The 14811-nt window shown below is 65.7% G+C and carries 14 protein-coding genes; 12 read left to right on the top strand and 2 right to left on the bottom strand.

What is annotated here, in order from left to right; all coding sequences use genetic code 11:
* Positions 1-352: 352 nt before the first annotated feature.
* On the bottom strand, positions 353-1501 hold the full coding sequence (locus U1839_RS20470; protein ID WP_332805425.1) for an alpha-hydroxy acid oxidase: 1149 nt from the start codon (positions 1499-1501) through the stop codon (positions 353-355).
* 102 nt (positions 1502-1603) lie between these two features.
* Between U1839_RS20470 and U1839_RS20465 the strand changes: the two genes are divergently transcribed.
* The 3 genes from U1839_RS20465 to zapE all read left to right on the top strand — a co-directional run bounded on the left by U1839_RS20465 (position 1604) and on the right by zapE (position 4104).
* Positions 1604-2386 (top strand): succinate dehydrogenase iron-sulfur subunit, encoded by a 783-nt coding sequence (locus U1839_RS20465; protein ID WP_281129147.1) that lies wholly within the window; start codon positions 1604-1606, stop codon positions 2384-2386.
* Between the two features lie 13 nt (positions 2387-2399).
* Positions 2400-2870, top strand: coding sequence for a PaaI family thioesterase (locus U1839_RS20460; RefSeq protein ID WP_332805424.1), 471 nt, complete (start codon positions 2400-2402; stop codon positions 2868-2870).
* 121 nt (positions 2871-2991) lie between these two features.
* Positions 2992-4104: a cell division protein ZapE gene (gene zapE, locus U1839_RS20455; protein WP_332805423.1), complete on the top strand. Its 1113-nt coding sequence runs from the start codon at positions 2992-2994 to the stop codon at positions 4102-4104.
* On the opposite strand, the gene U1839_RS20450 is transcribed toward zapE, so the two are convergent.
* Positions 4043-5200: an acyltransferase family protein gene (locus U1839_RS20450; protein WP_332805422.1), complete on the bottom strand. Its 1158-nt coding sequence runs from the start codon at positions 5198-5200 to the stop codon at positions 4043-4045. The genes zapE and U1839_RS20450 overlap by 62 nt on opposite strands.
* Positions 5201-5293: 93 nt before the next feature.
* Here U1839_RS20450 and U1839_RS20445 point away from each other — a divergent pair, with 93 nt between their 5' ends.
* The 9 genes from U1839_RS20445 (at position 5294) to lpdA (ending at position 14775) form a co-directional block, all read left to right on the top strand.
* Positions 5294-5620, top strand: a complete 327-nt coding sequence (locus U1839_RS20445) for a YbjQ family protein (RefSeq protein ID WP_281129141.1) — start codon at positions 5294-5296, stop codon at positions 5618-5620.
* Positions 5617-5916 (top strand): hypothetical protein, encoded by a 300-nt coding sequence (locus U1839_RS20440; RefSeq protein ID WP_332805421.1) that lies wholly within the window; start codon positions 5617-5619, stop codon positions 5914-5916. Before U1839_RS20445 ends, U1839_RS20440 begins: the two co-directional genes overlap by 4 nt.
* Positions 5917-6064: 148 nt before the next feature.
* Positions 6065-7027 carry a malate dehydrogenase gene (gene mdh, locus U1839_RS20435; RefSeq protein ID WP_332805420.1) on the top strand — a complete coding sequence of 321 codons (963 nt, stop codon included), beginning with the start codon at positions 6065-6067 and terminating at the stop codon, positions 7025-7027.
* A 42-nt stretch (positions 7028-7069) separates the two neighbouring features.
* Complete coding sequence (locus U1839_RS20430; protein ID WP_332805419.1) at positions 7070-7528, top strand: hypothetical protein; 459 nt, start codon at positions 7070-7072, stop codon at positions 7526-7528.
* Complete coding sequence (gene sucD, locus U1839_RS20425; RefSeq protein WP_281129137.1) at positions 7525-8409, top strand: succinate--CoA ligase subunit alpha; 885 nt, start codon at positions 7525-7527, stop codon at positions 8407-8409. Before U1839_RS20430 ends, sucD begins: the two co-directional genes overlap by 4 nt.
* Positions 8410-8564: 155 nt before the next feature.
* Positions 8565-11498, top strand: coding sequence for a 2-oxoglutarate dehydrogenase E1 component (locus U1839_RS20420; RefSeq protein ID WP_332805418.1), 2934 nt, complete (start codon positions 8565-8567; stop codon positions 11496-11498).
* A 128-nt stretch (positions 11499-11626) separates the two neighbouring features.
* Entirely contained in the window at positions 11627-12865 is a 1239-nt protein-coding gene (gene odhB / locus U1839_RS20415; protein ID WP_332805417.1) for a 2-oxoglutarate dehydrogenase complex dihydrolipoyllysine-residue succinyltransferase, read from the top strand.
* A gap of 10 nt (positions 12866-12875) precedes the next feature.
* Positions 12876-13364: a DUF1877 family protein gene (locus tag U1839_RS20410; protein WP_332805416.1), complete on the top strand. Its 489-nt coding sequence runs from the start codon at positions 12876-12878 to the stop codon at positions 13362-13364.
* A gap of 19 nt (positions 13365-13383) precedes the next feature.
* Entirely contained in the window at positions 13384-14775 is a 1392-nt protein-coding gene (gene lpdA, locus U1839_RS20405; RefSeq protein ID WP_332805415.1) for a dihydrolipoyl dehydrogenase, read from the top strand.
* The last annotated feature ends 36 nt before the right edge of the window (positions 14776-14811 follow it).

The raw sequence follows: 14811 nt of genomic DNA, 5'->3' as shown, positions 1-14811 counted from the left end.
GTACGCATTGGCCTGTCGAGTGTGGGACTCTGCTGTGACGATACGATGCGAGAAGTGGTGGCTTTTGGGTAATGCAATCGGCCTCGTTCTTTTCCTTTGGTTTGCATCTCAAACCTGGATTGAGCCGGAACTTCGCAATGAGGTTGTCGCGCGGGGTGGCGACGCGCTCGTTTTCATGGGCACTGCGCTCCCCGTACTCGTCCTATTCTCTCTGGCCGACTTCTACTGGCTCTGGCGTCGGCTGATCGCGCGGCGCTGGTATTCAGCGATGCTGGTCGGGGTCGTCGCGATATTCTGGATGGCTGCCTTGCGCATACACTGGCAATACGCCTGACTGCGCGCCAAAATAGTCTCAGCGCCACCGCAAATTATGGCGCCCCAACTGCCCGACCGATGTCACCCCCATCAGCTTCATCCCGCGCTCGATCTCGGCGCGCAGATTGCCCAATGCCGTCTCCACGCCGAGCTGACCTGCCGCCGCCAGCGCATAGAGATACATCCGCCCGCCCGAGCACGCCGTCGCGCCGACCGAGAGCGCCTTCAGCACATGCGTGCCGCGCCGCACCCCGCCGTCGCAGATCACCTCGATCCGGTCGCCGACCGCATCGACGATCTCGGCCAGCTGGTCGAACGGCGCGCGGCTGCCGTCGAGCTGGCGCCCGCCATGGTTCGACACCATGATCGCCGTCGCGCCGATATCGACCGCGCGCCGCGCATCCTCGACCGACATGATGCCCTTGAGGCAGAAGGCGCCGCCCCACTCGGCGCGGATCGCCTCCGCCGCCTTCCAGTCCATCGATTGGTCGAGCATGGTGTTGAAATAGTCCGCCACCGAGACCGACATCTTCGTGCCGGCATCGACATGCGTTTCGAGATTGGGCAGCGCGAACTTCTCGCGGAACAGATAGTCGAGCGTCCAGCCGGGATGCGCCGCGAAGCTCACGGCCGAGCGCGGCGTCAGCTTGGGCGGCGAGCTGAACCCGGTCTGCCGGCAGCGTTCGCGATTGCCGCTGACGATCGTGTCGACGGTCAGCGCGATCGCGTCGAACTTCGCCGCCTTGCAGCGATCGATCATCGAGCGGTTGAGCCCCTTGTCCTTGTGGACATAGAGCTGGAACAGCTTGGGGCTGGTCACCGTTCGACCGATCTCCTCGATGCTCACCGTCGCGAGACTCGAAATGCCGAACCAGGTGTCGAACTTCATCGCCGCCGCGCCGACCGCGCGCTCGCCGCGCCAGTGGAACAGCCGTTGCAGCGCGGTCGGGGAGAGGAACAGCGGCATCGCCACCTTCTTGCCCATCACCGTCACCGACATGTCGATCGTCTCGACCCCGGCCAGCACGCTCGGCACGAGGTCGCAGGTCCCGAACGCCTCGGTATTGCGCGCCTTGGTCAGCTCGTCGTCGGCGGCGCCGTCAATATAATGGAAGACGGGAAAGGGCAGCCGCCGGCGCGCCAGTTCGCGGAAGTCATCGACATTGCGGCATGCGCTCGCCTTCATCCTTTGCTCCCTTCGGTGCGGCTTGCGGGGTTGCGCTGCGCCTGCGAAAGGCATAGCCGCAAACCGCGCCCACGCCATCCATCTCAAGGGACTTTCCGCGCAATGGCCGAATTCTCGCTTCCCAAGAACAGCGTTCCCACCAAGGGCAAGGTGCACAAGGCCGCGGACGGCGCGAAAAACGTCAAGACGTTCAAGGTCTATCGCTACGATCCGGACAGCGGCGCGAACCCGCGCTACGACCGTTTCGAGGTCGATCTCGACACGTGCGGCCCGATGGTGCTCGACGCGCTGATCAAGATGAAGTCCGAGCAGGATTCGTCGCTCACCTTCCGGCGCTCGTGCCGCGAGGGCATTTGTGGCTCGTGCTCGATGAACATGGACGGCAAGAACGGCCTCGCCTGCACGACGGCGATCGAGGACATCAAGGGCGATGTCACGATCACGCCGCTGCCGCACATGGAAGTGATCAAGGACCTCGTCCCCGACTTCACCCATTTCTACGCGCAATATGCCTCGATCAAGCCGTGGCTGCAGACCGTCACCCCGCCGCCTTCGGGCAAGGAGCGTCTGCAGTCGCCCGAAGACCGCGAGAAGCTCGACGGCCTGTACGAGTGCATCCTGTGCGCCTGCTGCTCGACCTCGTGCCCGAGCTATTGGTGGAATTCGGACAAGTTCCTCGGGCCGGCGATCCTGTTGCAGGCCTATCGCTGGCTCGCCGACAGCCGCGACGAGATGACCGGCGAGCGGCTCGACGAGCTGGAAGATCCGTTCCGTCTCTATCGCTGCCACACGATCATGAATTGCGCGAACAGCTGCCCCAAGGGCCTCAACCCGGCCAAGGCGATCGCCGAGATCAAGAAGCTCGAGGTCGAGCGCGTCCTGTAAGGAAATCTGTTCGTTGGACGACGCGGCCAACCGCTTCTTCATCTACGAGGACGATCCGGATTCGCCCGGCTGGAAGCGCTGGCAGTTTCGTGACTCGACGCGCTACAACGCCTTTCTTGAGCCGCTGCTGGTCAGGGTCGAGGACGGGCAGGCGCCCGTCCGCATGATGCCGCGCCATGAGCATTCCAACATGCGTAACGACGTGCATGGCGGCGCGCTGCTCGGCTTTATGGATGTCGCGCTGTTCGCCGGCGCGCGCGGGCTCGGCGTGCTGGCCGCCGGCGGCGCGGTGACGCTCGATTTGTCGGCGCAATTCATCGGCGGCGCGACGATCGGCGAACCGCTCGAGGCGCGGGTCGAACTGCTGCGCGAGACGACGCGCATGCTCTTCCTGCGCGGCCTGATCGTGCAGCAGGGCAAGCCGACCATCGCGAGTTTTACCGGCACGTTGCGCAAGTCCTCACCGCCGCCGGAACCGGCATGACACGGGTCGCGACCTGCCCTCACCCTTTCGCGGCTTCGCCGCTCTTTCCCTCTCCTAATGGGAGAGGGAGGGAGGCGCGTAGCGCCGGAAGGGTGAGGGCAGGGGCCGCGCTGGGCGCCTCATGACCGGCCTGATCGCGCGCTACGACGCGCTCGTCGCCGCCGGCGAGCTCCGCCCCGATCCCGAACAGGCCGCCGCCGCCCACCGCCTTGCTGCGCTCGCCACCGCGCTCGAAGCGACGCCCAAACGCGGCAGCACGCTGTGGCGCGCGCTTGGTCGCAAGCCCGAGGCGCCGCGCGGCGTCTATCTGTGGGGCGGGGTCGGGCGCGGCAAGTCGATGCTGATGGACCTGTTCTTCGGCTGCCTCGCCATCCGCCGCAAACGCCGCGTCCACTTTGCCGAGTTCATGCTCGAGGTGCACCAGCGCATCGCGGTCGAGCGCCGCAAGGAAGCCGGCGACCCGATCCTGCCGGTCGCGACCGCGCTTGCCGAGGAGGCGCGGCTGCTCGCCTTCGACGAGATGATGGTGACCAACTCGCCCGATGCGATGATCCTGTCGCGGCTGTTCACCGCGCTGATCGAGGCCGGGGTCACCGTCGTCACGACCTCCAACCGCGCGCCGCTCGACCTCTACAAGGACGGCCTCAACCGCGAGCATTTCCTGCCCTTCATCGACCTGCTGCAGGAACGGCTCGACGTTTTGCCGCTCAATGGCCCGGTCGACTATCGCCGCGACCGGCTCGGCCAGCAGGAAACCTGGCTCGTCCCCAACGGCGCCGAGGCGACCGCGCAGCTCTCCGCTGCCTTTTTCCGCCTCACCGACTATCCGCCCGAGGATCGCGCGCATGTCCCGGCCGAGGATATCCCGGTGCAGGGCGGGCGCACGCTGCATGTGCCCAAGAGCCTGAAGGGCGTCGCGGTGTTTTCGTTCAAGCGGCTGTGCGGCGAGGCGCGCGGTGCGGCCGATTATCTCGCCATCGCACGCCGCTATCATAGCATCATTCTCGTCGGCATTCCGAAGCTCGGTCCCGAGAACCGCAACGAGGCCGCGCGCTTCGTCGCGCTGATCGACGCGCTCTACGAGCATAAGGTCAAGCTGCTCGCCGCCGCCGATGCCGAGCCTTCCGCGCTCTACGAAAAGGGCGATGGCCGTTTCGAGTTCGAGCGCACCGTCAGCCGGCTGGAGGAGATGCGCTCGGCCGACTATCTCGACCAGGGGCATGGCGCAGGGTAAGCGCCACGGCACTGTCGATCAGTGCGGCAAGCCATGATCGCAGCGCGGGCTCGCCGACCCGGGCAACCCACCATGCCGCGCCGAGGATCGTCGCCAGGGCACCGAATGTAGCCACGCCGAACGGCACGCCGAGCCGCATTTGCGCCGCGATGAGCGCCGCGCCGATTTCCTGGTGCAGCAGATAGAGCGGATAGGTCATCAGTCCCAATGTCGCCGCTGTCCGAGCATCGATCCGCCCCGCAAGCCATGCCTGCCAGCGTCGCGATGCCAGCACCACGATCAGCCCGGCGCTGAACACCAGCATCGGCAGCAGCGGGCTGGCGATGATCCCCAGCGCATGCGCGCGTTCCACCGATCGCCCGGCGATCTCGGTCAATCCCGCGGCGAAGAAGCAGCCGAACAGCAGTGCGCGGCTCGTCGTCACGCCGCGGTTGAGCATCGCCCAGGCAAGCACGCCGAGCGCGAAGAAGCAGCCATGCGGCAACAGCAGCAGTTGCGCGGTGCGATAATCCATCAGCGGGGTCGCGGCCCAGTCCGCCATCACCGCGAACAGCCAGAAGGCAGCGCTCCACGCGCCGATCAGCGTCCCGAAGCGTTCGATCGTCTCGCCCCGGCCGGCGCGTCCGAGCCCGGCAGCGATCAGCAGATAGAAATAGAGCTCGATCCCCAGCGTCCAGTAGGACGGATCGATCTGCAGGCTGTTCGGCGCGAACATCAGCGACGCGAGCCAGCGCGGCAGCAGCGACGGGCCGGGCGCGGCGATGCCGAGCACGAGCAATGTCGCGGTCGCGCAGATCCACGCCGCAGGCAACAGTCGCAAGGCGCGGCGGCGCAGAAATGTGGCGGCGCTCGCCCCTTCGGCCGACAGCGCGATCACGAAGCCGGAGATGACGAAGAACAGCTCGACACCGATCCAGCCGAACCATGTCCAGGGCGTCGCCGCGGCCGATACCGGCAGGCCGTGCAGCATGGCGGCGGTGGTGAAACTGGGCGCCAGCGCGAAGGCCGCGCCATAGTGAAACGCCACGACCAGCAGCGCGCTGACGAAGCGCAGCAGGTCGAGGGCGATGATCGCGCGCGGCTTGGCCTCGGTCATGATGCCTGCGACTTGCCCGCCTCCGCCTTAAGATCGGGTGTCCTTGCACGAAAAATCGGGTAAGCCTGCGCATCTCAAGGGGAGGGGTATCCCATGCTCGTCGTCACCACCGAGAATGTTCCCGGCCACCAGGTCATCGCCGTGCTCGGCCAGGTATTCGGCGTCGTCGTGCGCAGCCGCGGGCTCGGCGGAAACATCACCGCTGGGCTGCGCTCGCTCGTCGGCGGCGAAATCCCCGAATATTCTCGTCTTGTCGAGGATGCGCGGCGCCACGCGATCGACCGACTCGTCGCCAATGCGGCGCTAATGGGCGCCAATGCCGTGGTCATGATGCGCTTCGATTCGGGTGAGATCGCCCAGTCGATGAACGAGGTCGTCGCCTACGGTACCGCGGTCATTCTCGATCCGGTGCCGGCATGATCCTGCGCACGATCGTCCTCGTGATCGCGGCGATCGCTTTTGCCGGCGCGCTCACCGGCACCCTGGTCGATGCCGGCGTCTGGCCCAGCCTGCTGGTCAGCGCCGTGCTGCTTGTCGGTGTCGTGTTCGAGGGCGCGCGCTATGGCGCTGCGCAGCGTCGCCCGGCCGGTGATCGTTGGCAGGAAACGCCCGAGCGTTTCATCGATGACGAAACCGGGCGGCCGGTCACCGTATGGTTCAATCCCGCCAGTGGCGAGCGCCGTTATGTCGATTCCCAAGGCGGCGACAGCGCTTAATGCAATTGCGAATGAATTGCAAAAATAGATATTAAGCGTTGGGCTTTACGCCTTGCGATGCTACGGCAAACCGCCTAAGCGGCTCGCGCGAATTGAGGTGCGCGCGGTGCGCGAGTTCACGTGTTTTCTCAGCAAAAGGATCGGGAAAATGGCCCGCAACAAGATCGCGCTGATCGGCGCCGGTAACATCGGCGGCACGCTCGCCCATCTCGCCGCTCTCAAGAACCTTGGTGATGTCGTGCTGTTCGACGTCGTCGAAGGCGTGCCGCAGGGCAAGGCGCTCGATCTCAACCAGTGCGGCCCGGTCGAGGGCTTTGACGGTTCGATCACCGGCACCAATGATTATGCCGACATCGCCGGCGCCGACGTGATCATCGTCACCGCCGGTGTCGCGCGCAAGCCCGGCATGAGCCGCGACGATCTGCTCGGCATCAACCTCAAGGTGATGAAGGCGGTCGGCGAGGGCATCAAGGCCAACGCCCCCGACGCTTTCGTCATCTGCATCACCAACCCGCTCGACGCGATGGTCTGGGCGCTGCGTGAATTTTCCGGCCTGCCGCATCACAAGGTGGTCGGCATGGCAGGCGTGCTCGACAGCTCGCGCTTCAGCCATTTCCTCGCCGAGGAGTTCAAGGTCTCGGTCAGGGACGTCACCTCGTTCGTGCTTGGCGGCCATGGCGACACGATGGTGCCGGTGATCAGCTACTCGACCGTGTCGGGCATCCCGGTGCCTGACCTGATCGAGATGGGCCTCTCGACCCAGGAGCGGATCGACGCGATCGTCGCGCGCACCCGCGCCGGCGGCGGCGAGATCGTCGCGTTGCTCAAGACCGGCTCGGCCTATTACGCCCCGGCGACCAGCGGCATCGCGATGGCCGAGGCCTATCTCTATGACCAGAAGCGCCTGCTGCCGGCGGCGGTCCACCTGACCGGCCAGTACGGCGTCGACAATCTCTATGTCGGCGTGCCGGTGATCATCGGTGCCGGCGGCGTCGAAAAGGTGGTCGAGATCAAGCTCGACGACGAGGCGAAGAAGAACCTCGCCGTGTCGGTCGATGCGGTCAAGGAACTGCTTGTGGCCTGCAAGGCCATCGACGGTTCGCTGGCCTGATTTGTGAGGCGGACGTCGCTTCTGCCGGTCGCGGGGCTCGCCTTGGCGGCTGTTCAGGGGGTGCACGCCGCGCCGCCCGAGCAGCCTGCCATCGTCGAGACCGCGCGGCTCGTGGCGGCGTTCGAGCAGATTTGCCTGGATCATGTCCGTGATCCCCAGGCGCGCGCAGCGGCCGCGCAGGCGGCGCCATGGAACATGAAGCCGACACCGGGCGAAGTTGGGCTGTTCTTCGGGCAGTCGATGAAGCTGCATATCGTCGAAGCCGATTCCCGGTGCGCGTTGACGGCGCGGATCGATGCGACGGCGTCGCTGGAGTCGGTCGCGACCGCCGCGGCCGCCCTCTTGCCGCGCGACGCGGCCCAGCCCGGTAGTCCGGATACGCTGCTATGGGCTGCAAATGATCCCGCCGGCGCGAAGATCGGTGTGGGCCTCAAGGTTTCCAATCAATCCGGCATGAATCTAGCGACGTTCAACGTCCAGAAATTAGGGCAGAGCCAATGAGCATCCTCGTCGACAAGAACACCAAGGTCATCACGCAAGGGATGACCGGCGAAACCGGCACCTTCCATACCCAGCAGGCGCTGGCCTACGGCACGCAGATGGTCGGCGGCGTCACCCCCGGCAAGGGCGGTACCACGCATATCGGCCTGCCGGTGTACGACACCGTGTCCGAGGCCGTCGCGAAGACCGGCGCCACCGCGTCGGTGATCTACGTCCCACCGCCCTTCGCGGCGGATTCGATCCTCGAGGCGATCGATGCCGGCGTGCCGCTGATCGTCACGATCACCGAAGGCATTCCGGTGCTCGACATGGTCAAGGTCAAGCGCGCGCTCAGCGGCTCGAAGTCGCGGCTGATCGGCCCGAACTGCCCCGGCGTCCTCACCCCGGGCCAGTGCAAGATCGGCATCATGCCGGGCAGCATCTTCAAGCAGGGTTCGGTCGGGGTTGTCAGCCGCTCGGGCACGCTTACCTATGAAGCCGTGTTCCAGACCTCGAACGCCGGCCTGGGCCAGACCACCGCGGTCGGCATCGGCGGCGATCCGGTCAACGGCACCAATTTCATCGACGTGCTCGAGCTGTTCCTCGCCGATGACGAGACCAAGTCGATCATCATGATCGGCGAGATCGGCGGCTCGGCCGAGGAAGAGGCGGCACAGTTCCTGCGCGACGAGGCGAAGCGCGGGCGCAAGAAGCCGATGGCCGGCTTCATCGCCGGCCGCACCGCGCCGCCGGGACGTCGCATGGGCCATGCCGGGGCGATCGTCTCGGGCGGCCAGGGCGGCGCCGAGGACAAGATCGCGGCGATGGAAGCCGCCGGCATCAAGGTGGCGGACTCGCCCAGCGAACTCGGCACGACGCTGTTGTCGGTGTTGAACGGCTGAACAAGCCCTTCTCCCTCGGGAGAAGGTGGCGCGATGCGCCGGATGAGGGGAACGGTCGCTGGTGACCTTTCCCCTCTACCCCCGCCACCTTCGGGCGGTGGGGTCCCCGTTCTCCTACAAAGGGAGAGGAAAACGGGGCAGGGAAGGAAGAGACGATGGGCTACGAAGGCCAGGATTTCGCTGAGATCGCCGGTGGGGTGAGCCCCGCCTTCATCGAAACGCTCTATGCCCGCTTCCGCGCCTCGCCCGACAGCGTCGAGCCCGGCTGGCGCAGCTGGTTCGAGGGGCTTGAAGGCGTCCCGACCGGACCGAGCTGGGAGCAGCCGAGCTGGCCGCCGACCAGCACCGACGATCTCACTGCCGCGCTCGACCCGACGCAGATGGAGCCCGCGCCGAAGCCGTCCAAGGGTGGCGCGCCAACGCCGGCCCCGGCCGCCGCGCCGGCCTCGCAGGACGATATTCTGCGCGCGGCCAATGACTCGATCCGTGCGATGATGCTGATCCGCACCTATCGGGTGCGCGGCCACCTTGCCGCCAATCTCGATCCGCTCGGTCTGTCGAGCCGCGAGATGCCGGCCGATCTCCGCACCGAATATCACGGCTTCTCCGATGTCGATCTCGATCGCCCGGTTTATCTCGGCGGCACGATGGGGCTGCAATGGGCGACGGTGCGCGAGCTCGTCGACATCCTGCGCGCCAATTACTGCGGCAATGTCGGCCTCGAATATATGCACATCGCCGATGTCGAGGAGCGCCGCTTCCTGCAGGAGCGCATGGAGGGCAAGGACAAGGCGATCCAGTTCAGCCCCGAGGGCAAGAAGGCGATCCTCAACAAGGTGATCGAAGCCGAGCAGTGGGAGAAATTCTGCGGCCGCAAATATGTCGGCACCAAGCGTTTCGGGCTCGACGGCGGCGAGAGCATGATCCCCGCGCTCGAAAGCGTGATCAAATATGGCGGCCAGTTCGGCGTGCGCGAGATCGTCTACGGCATGGCGCATCGCGGTCGCCTCAACGTGCTGACCAACGTCATGGCCAAGCCGTTCCGCGTGATCTTCCACGAATTCGGCGGCGGCTCGGACAATCCCGATGACGTGTCGGGTTCGGGCGACGTGAAATACCATCTCGGCACTTCGACCGACCGCGAGTTCGACGGGATCAAGGTCCATATGTCGCTGGTCGCCAATCCCTCGCATCTCGAGGCCGAAGACCCGGTCGTGCTCGGCAAGATCCGCGCGATCCAGACCATCGCCGGCGACCTCAGCGAGCACAAGACCGCGCTGCCCGTGCTGATCCATGGCGACGCCGCTTTCGCCGGTCAGGGCATCGTATGGGAATGCCTCGGCTTTTCGGGCATCCGTGGCTACAATACCGGCGGCTGCATCCACTTCGTCATCAACAACCAGATCGGCTTCACGACGAGCCCGCAATTTGCGCGCTCCTCGCCTTATCCGTCGGATGTGGCGAAGGGCGTCCAGGCGCCGATCTTCCACGTCAATGGCGACGATCCCGAGGCGGTGACCTTCGCCTGCAAGATGGCGATCGAGTTTCGCCAGCGCTTCCACCGCGACATCGTCATCGACATGTGGTGCTATCGCCGCTTCGGCCATAATGAGGGCGACGAGCCGAGCTTCACCCAGCCGCTGATGTACGACCGGATCCGCCAGCATCCGCCGGTCAGCGAGGTCTATGGCGCGCGGCTGATCGAGCAGAATGTCGTCGACCGCGCCTGGATCGACAACGCCGTCGCGCAGTTCACCACCTTGCTCGAGGGCGAGTTCGAGGCCGGTGCGTCGTACAAGCCCAACAAGGCCGACTGGTTCGCCGGGCGCTGGTCGGGGCTTCACGCCCCCGCCGACCCCGAGACCGCGCGCCGCAACATCGAGACCGGGATCGAGACCAAGCGTTTCGAGTCGCTCGGCCGCACGCTGACCACGGTCCCCGACAGCATCAAGATCCACAAGACGCTGGCGCGCGTGATCGACGCCAAGCGCGAGATGTTCGCCTCGGGCAAGGGCTTCGACTGGGCGACCGGCGAGGCGCTGGCGTTCGGCTCGCTGCTGCTCGAGGGTTATGGCGTCCGCCTGTCGGGCCAGGATTCTGGCCGCGGCACCTTTTCGCAGCGCCATGCGGTGTGGGTCGATCAGACCGACGAGCACAAATATCTGCCGCTCGCCCAGCTCGAACATGGCAGCTTCGAGGTGCTCGATTCGCCGCTCAGCGAATATGGCGTGCTCGGTTTCGAATATGGCTATGCGCTCGCCGACCCCAAGACCTTGGTGCTGTGGGAGGCGCAGTTCGGCGACTTCATGAACGGCGCGCAGATCATGATCGACCAGTTCATCGCCTCGGGTGAAGCCAAGTGGCTGCGCGCCAACGGCCTGGTGATGCTGTTGCCGCACGGTTACGAAGGGCAGGGGCCCGAGCACAGCTCGGCGCGCGTCGAGCGTTTCCTCCAGCTGTGCGCGCAGGACAATATGCAGGTCGCCAACTGCACCACGCCGGCGAACTATTTCCACCTGCTGCGCCGCCAGATGCACCGGCCGTTCCGCAAGCCGCTGATCGTTTTCACGCCCAAGTCGCTGCTGCGCCACAAGCTCGCCGTGTCGAGCGCCGCCGATTTCCAGGGCGACAGCCACTTCATGCGCATCCTGTCCGATCCGTCGGCGCCGGCCGATGCCGAGGTGAAGCGGCTCGTGCTGTGCACCGGCAAGGTCGCCTATGATTTGTTCGAGGCACGCGACGCCGCCGGCGACAGGAACACCGCGGTCGTGCGGATCGAACAGCTCTATCCCTTCCCCAGTGAGCCGCTGGTCAAGCGGCTGCGCAACATGGCCAATGTCGAGGCGGTGGTCTGGGCGCAGGAAGAACCGAAGAACAATGGCGCATGGAGCTTCGTCGAGCCCTTCATCGAGGCGTGCCTGGTCGAGGCCGGCAGCAAGGTGTCGCGTCCGCGCTATGCCGGCCGTGCCGCCTCGGCATCGCCCGCCACCGGGCTGATGAAGCGCCACCAGCTCGAACAGGCCGCGCTCGTCGCCGACGCGCTCGGTCACAATGTGCGCGAGGAATTCCGCCGCGCCAAAAAGGCTTGAGATCGAACCCTGCTGTTCCCCGGCGAAGGCCGGGGCCCAGTGGGGAGGATGGATGTAACGACGCGCGACGCTCGATCACGAACGTCGCGTAACTGGGCCCCGGCCTTCGCCGGGGAACGAGGTAAGATATGGCAACCGAAGTAAAAGTCCCCGTACTGGGCGAATCGATCACCGAAGCGACACTGGGCGAGTGGCTCAAGCAGCCCGGCGACAAGGTCGCGCTCGATGAGCCCATCGCCAGCCTCGAGACCGACAAGGTCTCGGTCGAGGTCGGCAGCCCCGCCGCCGGCATCATGGGCCCGCATGCCGTGCAGGTCGGCGACACCGTCCAGGTCGGCGCGATGATCGCGACGATCGAGGCCGGCGACGGTGCCGCCGCGGCGCCTGCTGCAGCAGCGCCCGCCGCACCTGCGCCTGCTCCCGCCGCCACCGCCGCGCAGCAGGCGCCCGCCGTGCCCGCCACCGACACGCCCGCCGCGCTGTCGCCATCGGTGCGCCGCGCGGTGCTCGAACACGGCGTCGATCCGTCGACCGTCAAGGGCACCGGCAAGGACGGTCGCATCACCAAGGAAGACGTCGAGGCCGCAGCCGCCACGCCGGCACCCGTCGCGGCGCCGGCGCCTGCCGCCGCGCCGGTCGTGGCACCCTCGCTCGCCGCCGCGACCGGTCGCAAGGAAGAGCGCGTCCGCATGACGCGGCTGCGCCAGACGATCGCCAAGCGCCTCAAGGAAGCGCAGAACACCGCCGCGATGCTCACCACGTTCAACGACGTGGACATGACCGCGGTGATCGCCGCGCGCACCAAGTACAAGGACCTGTTCGAGAAGAAGCACGGCGTGCGGCTCGGTTTCATGGGCTTCTTCGTGAAGGCCGCGTGCATGGCGCTGAAGGACGTGCCCAGCGTCAACGCCTCGATCGACGGCGACGAGATCGTCTATCACGATTATGCCGATATCTCGGTCGCGGTGTCGTCGCCCGGCGGCCTCGTCGTGCCGGTGATCCGCGATGCCGACCAGATGTCGGTCGCGCAGGTCGAGAAGACGATCGGCGATTATGGCAAGCGCGCCAAGGACGGCAGCCTCAAGATGGAAGAGATGAAGGGCGGTACCTTCACCATCTCCAATGGCGGCGTGTTCGGCTCGCTGATGTCGACCCCGATCATCAACCCGCCGCAATCCGCCGTGCTCGGCCTGCACCGCATCGAGGATCGCCCGGTGGTGGTCGATGGCCAGATCGTCATCCGCCCGATGATGTATCTCGCACTGAGCTACGACCACCGCCTGATCGACGGTCGCGAAGCGGTCACGTTTCTCGTTGCGCTCAAGAACGCGATCGAAGACCCGACGCGGATTTTGATCGACCTGTAGGGCGAACGCGATGGGGATGGTTGCTTACCTTCGTCCGGCGACAAGCGAGGAAGTGGCTGCATTGGCCGCTGATCCTGATTTGCTTGCCAGCTTCATGTTCGAAGGTGAAGGCGGTACGATTGATTTCGACAAAGCATGGCATGCACTGCATTTTATGCTGACCGGTAACAGCGGCCGTACCGACAGTCCGGCAAGCATTTTAGCGACCGACGACGAGCATTTACTGGGTACTGACGAGTTTGGCTTGGGCGGTTATTGGCTGATTTTGCCCCAACAGGTGAAGGCATTTGCAACCGAGCTAGCCGGAATTACGGATGATGATCTGGCTGGTCGTTTCGACCCAACGGCCATGGTTGACCAACATGTTTACCTGTCTGACATGTTTGCCGAGGAGGGATCGGATGCTCTTCCTTATATCATGCAGGGCATCCCAGCGTTGCGCGAGCTGACGCTAAAAGCGGGCGACGAGGATGCCTATATTGTTGGCAGCCTGATGTGATTTTTTTGAAAGCGGAAAAATGGCTGACTATGATTTCGACGTCCTGATTATCGGCTCCGGCCCGGGCGGCTATGTCGCCGCGATCCGCGCCGCGCAGCTCGGGCTGAAGACCGCCTGCGTCGAGAGCCGCGAGACGCTCGGCGGGACCTGCCTCAATGTCGGCTGCATTCCGTCCAAGGCGATGCTCCACGCGTCGGAACTGTACGACGCCGCGGCCAACGGCATGATGGCCAAGCTCGGCATCAAGACGACCGTCGAGCTCGACCTCGACACGATGCATGGCCAGCGTCTGGATGCGGTCAAGCAGCTCACCGGCGGCATCGAATTCCTGTTCAAGAAGAACAAGGTCGAATGGATCAAGGGCCGCGCCGCCTTCACCGGCACCGACACCGTCCAGGTCGGCGAGCGCAGCATCTGCGCGAAGAACATCGTCATCGCGACCGGCTCGTCGGTCACCCCGCTGCCCGGCGTGACGATCGACCAGCAGGTCGTCGTCGATTCGACCGGCGCGCTCGAACTGCCCCGGGTCCCGAAACACATGGTGGTGATCGGCGGCGGCGTGATCGGGCTCGAGCTCGGCAGCGTGTGGCGCCGGCTCGGCGCGCAGGTGACATGCGTCGAGTTTCTTGACCAGATCCTGCCCGGCTTCGATGGCGACATCCGCAAGGAAGCCAACAGGATCTTCAAGAAGCAGGGCATCACCTTCCGGCTGTCGACCAAGGTCACCGCCGTCAGCGTCAGCGGCGACATGGCGACGCTGACCGTCGAGCCCGCCGCCGGCGGCGCGGCCGAGACGATCGAGGCCGATTGCGTACTGGTGTCGATCGGCCGCCGTCCCAACACCGACGGCCTTGCGCTCGACAAGACCGGCCTCGCGGTCAATGCGCGCGGCCAGATCGAGATCGACCATGAATTCCGCACCGCCGTCCCCGGCATCTGGGCGATCGGCGACGTCGTGCCCGGCCCGATGCTCGCGCACAAGGCCGAGGACGAGGGCATCGCGGTGGCCGAGAACATCGCCGGCCTGACCGGCATCGTGAACCACGACGTCATCCCCTCGGTCGTCTACACCTGGCCCGAAATCGCTGGCGTCGGCCTGACCGAGGAAGCGGCCAAGGAACGCGGCGAGATCAAGGTCGGCAAGTTCCCGATGGCCGGCAACAGCCGCGCCAAGACCAATCACGAGCCCGACGGCTTCGTGAAGGTCATCGCCGATGCCAAGACCGACCGCGTGCTCGGCGTGTGGGCGATCGCCAGCGTCGCCGGCACGATGATCGCCGAGGCCGCGCTGGGCATGGAGTTCGGCGCGACCAGCGAGGACATCGCCTATACCTGCCACGCGCACCCGACGCACAGTGAGGCGATCAAGGAAGCGGCGATGGCGGTGCGCGGGAAAGCGATACACGTTTGAACCCAGGCCCCTGCCTGGGCTAGACTCCGCCGACCG

The organism is Parasphingomonas halimpatiens (assembly GCF_036663795.1).
Lineage (GTDB): Bacteria > Pseudomonadota > Alphaproteobacteria > Sphingomonadales > Sphingomonadaceae > Sphingomonas.
This window is presented reverse-complemented; position numbering and strand designations above follow the sequence as displayed.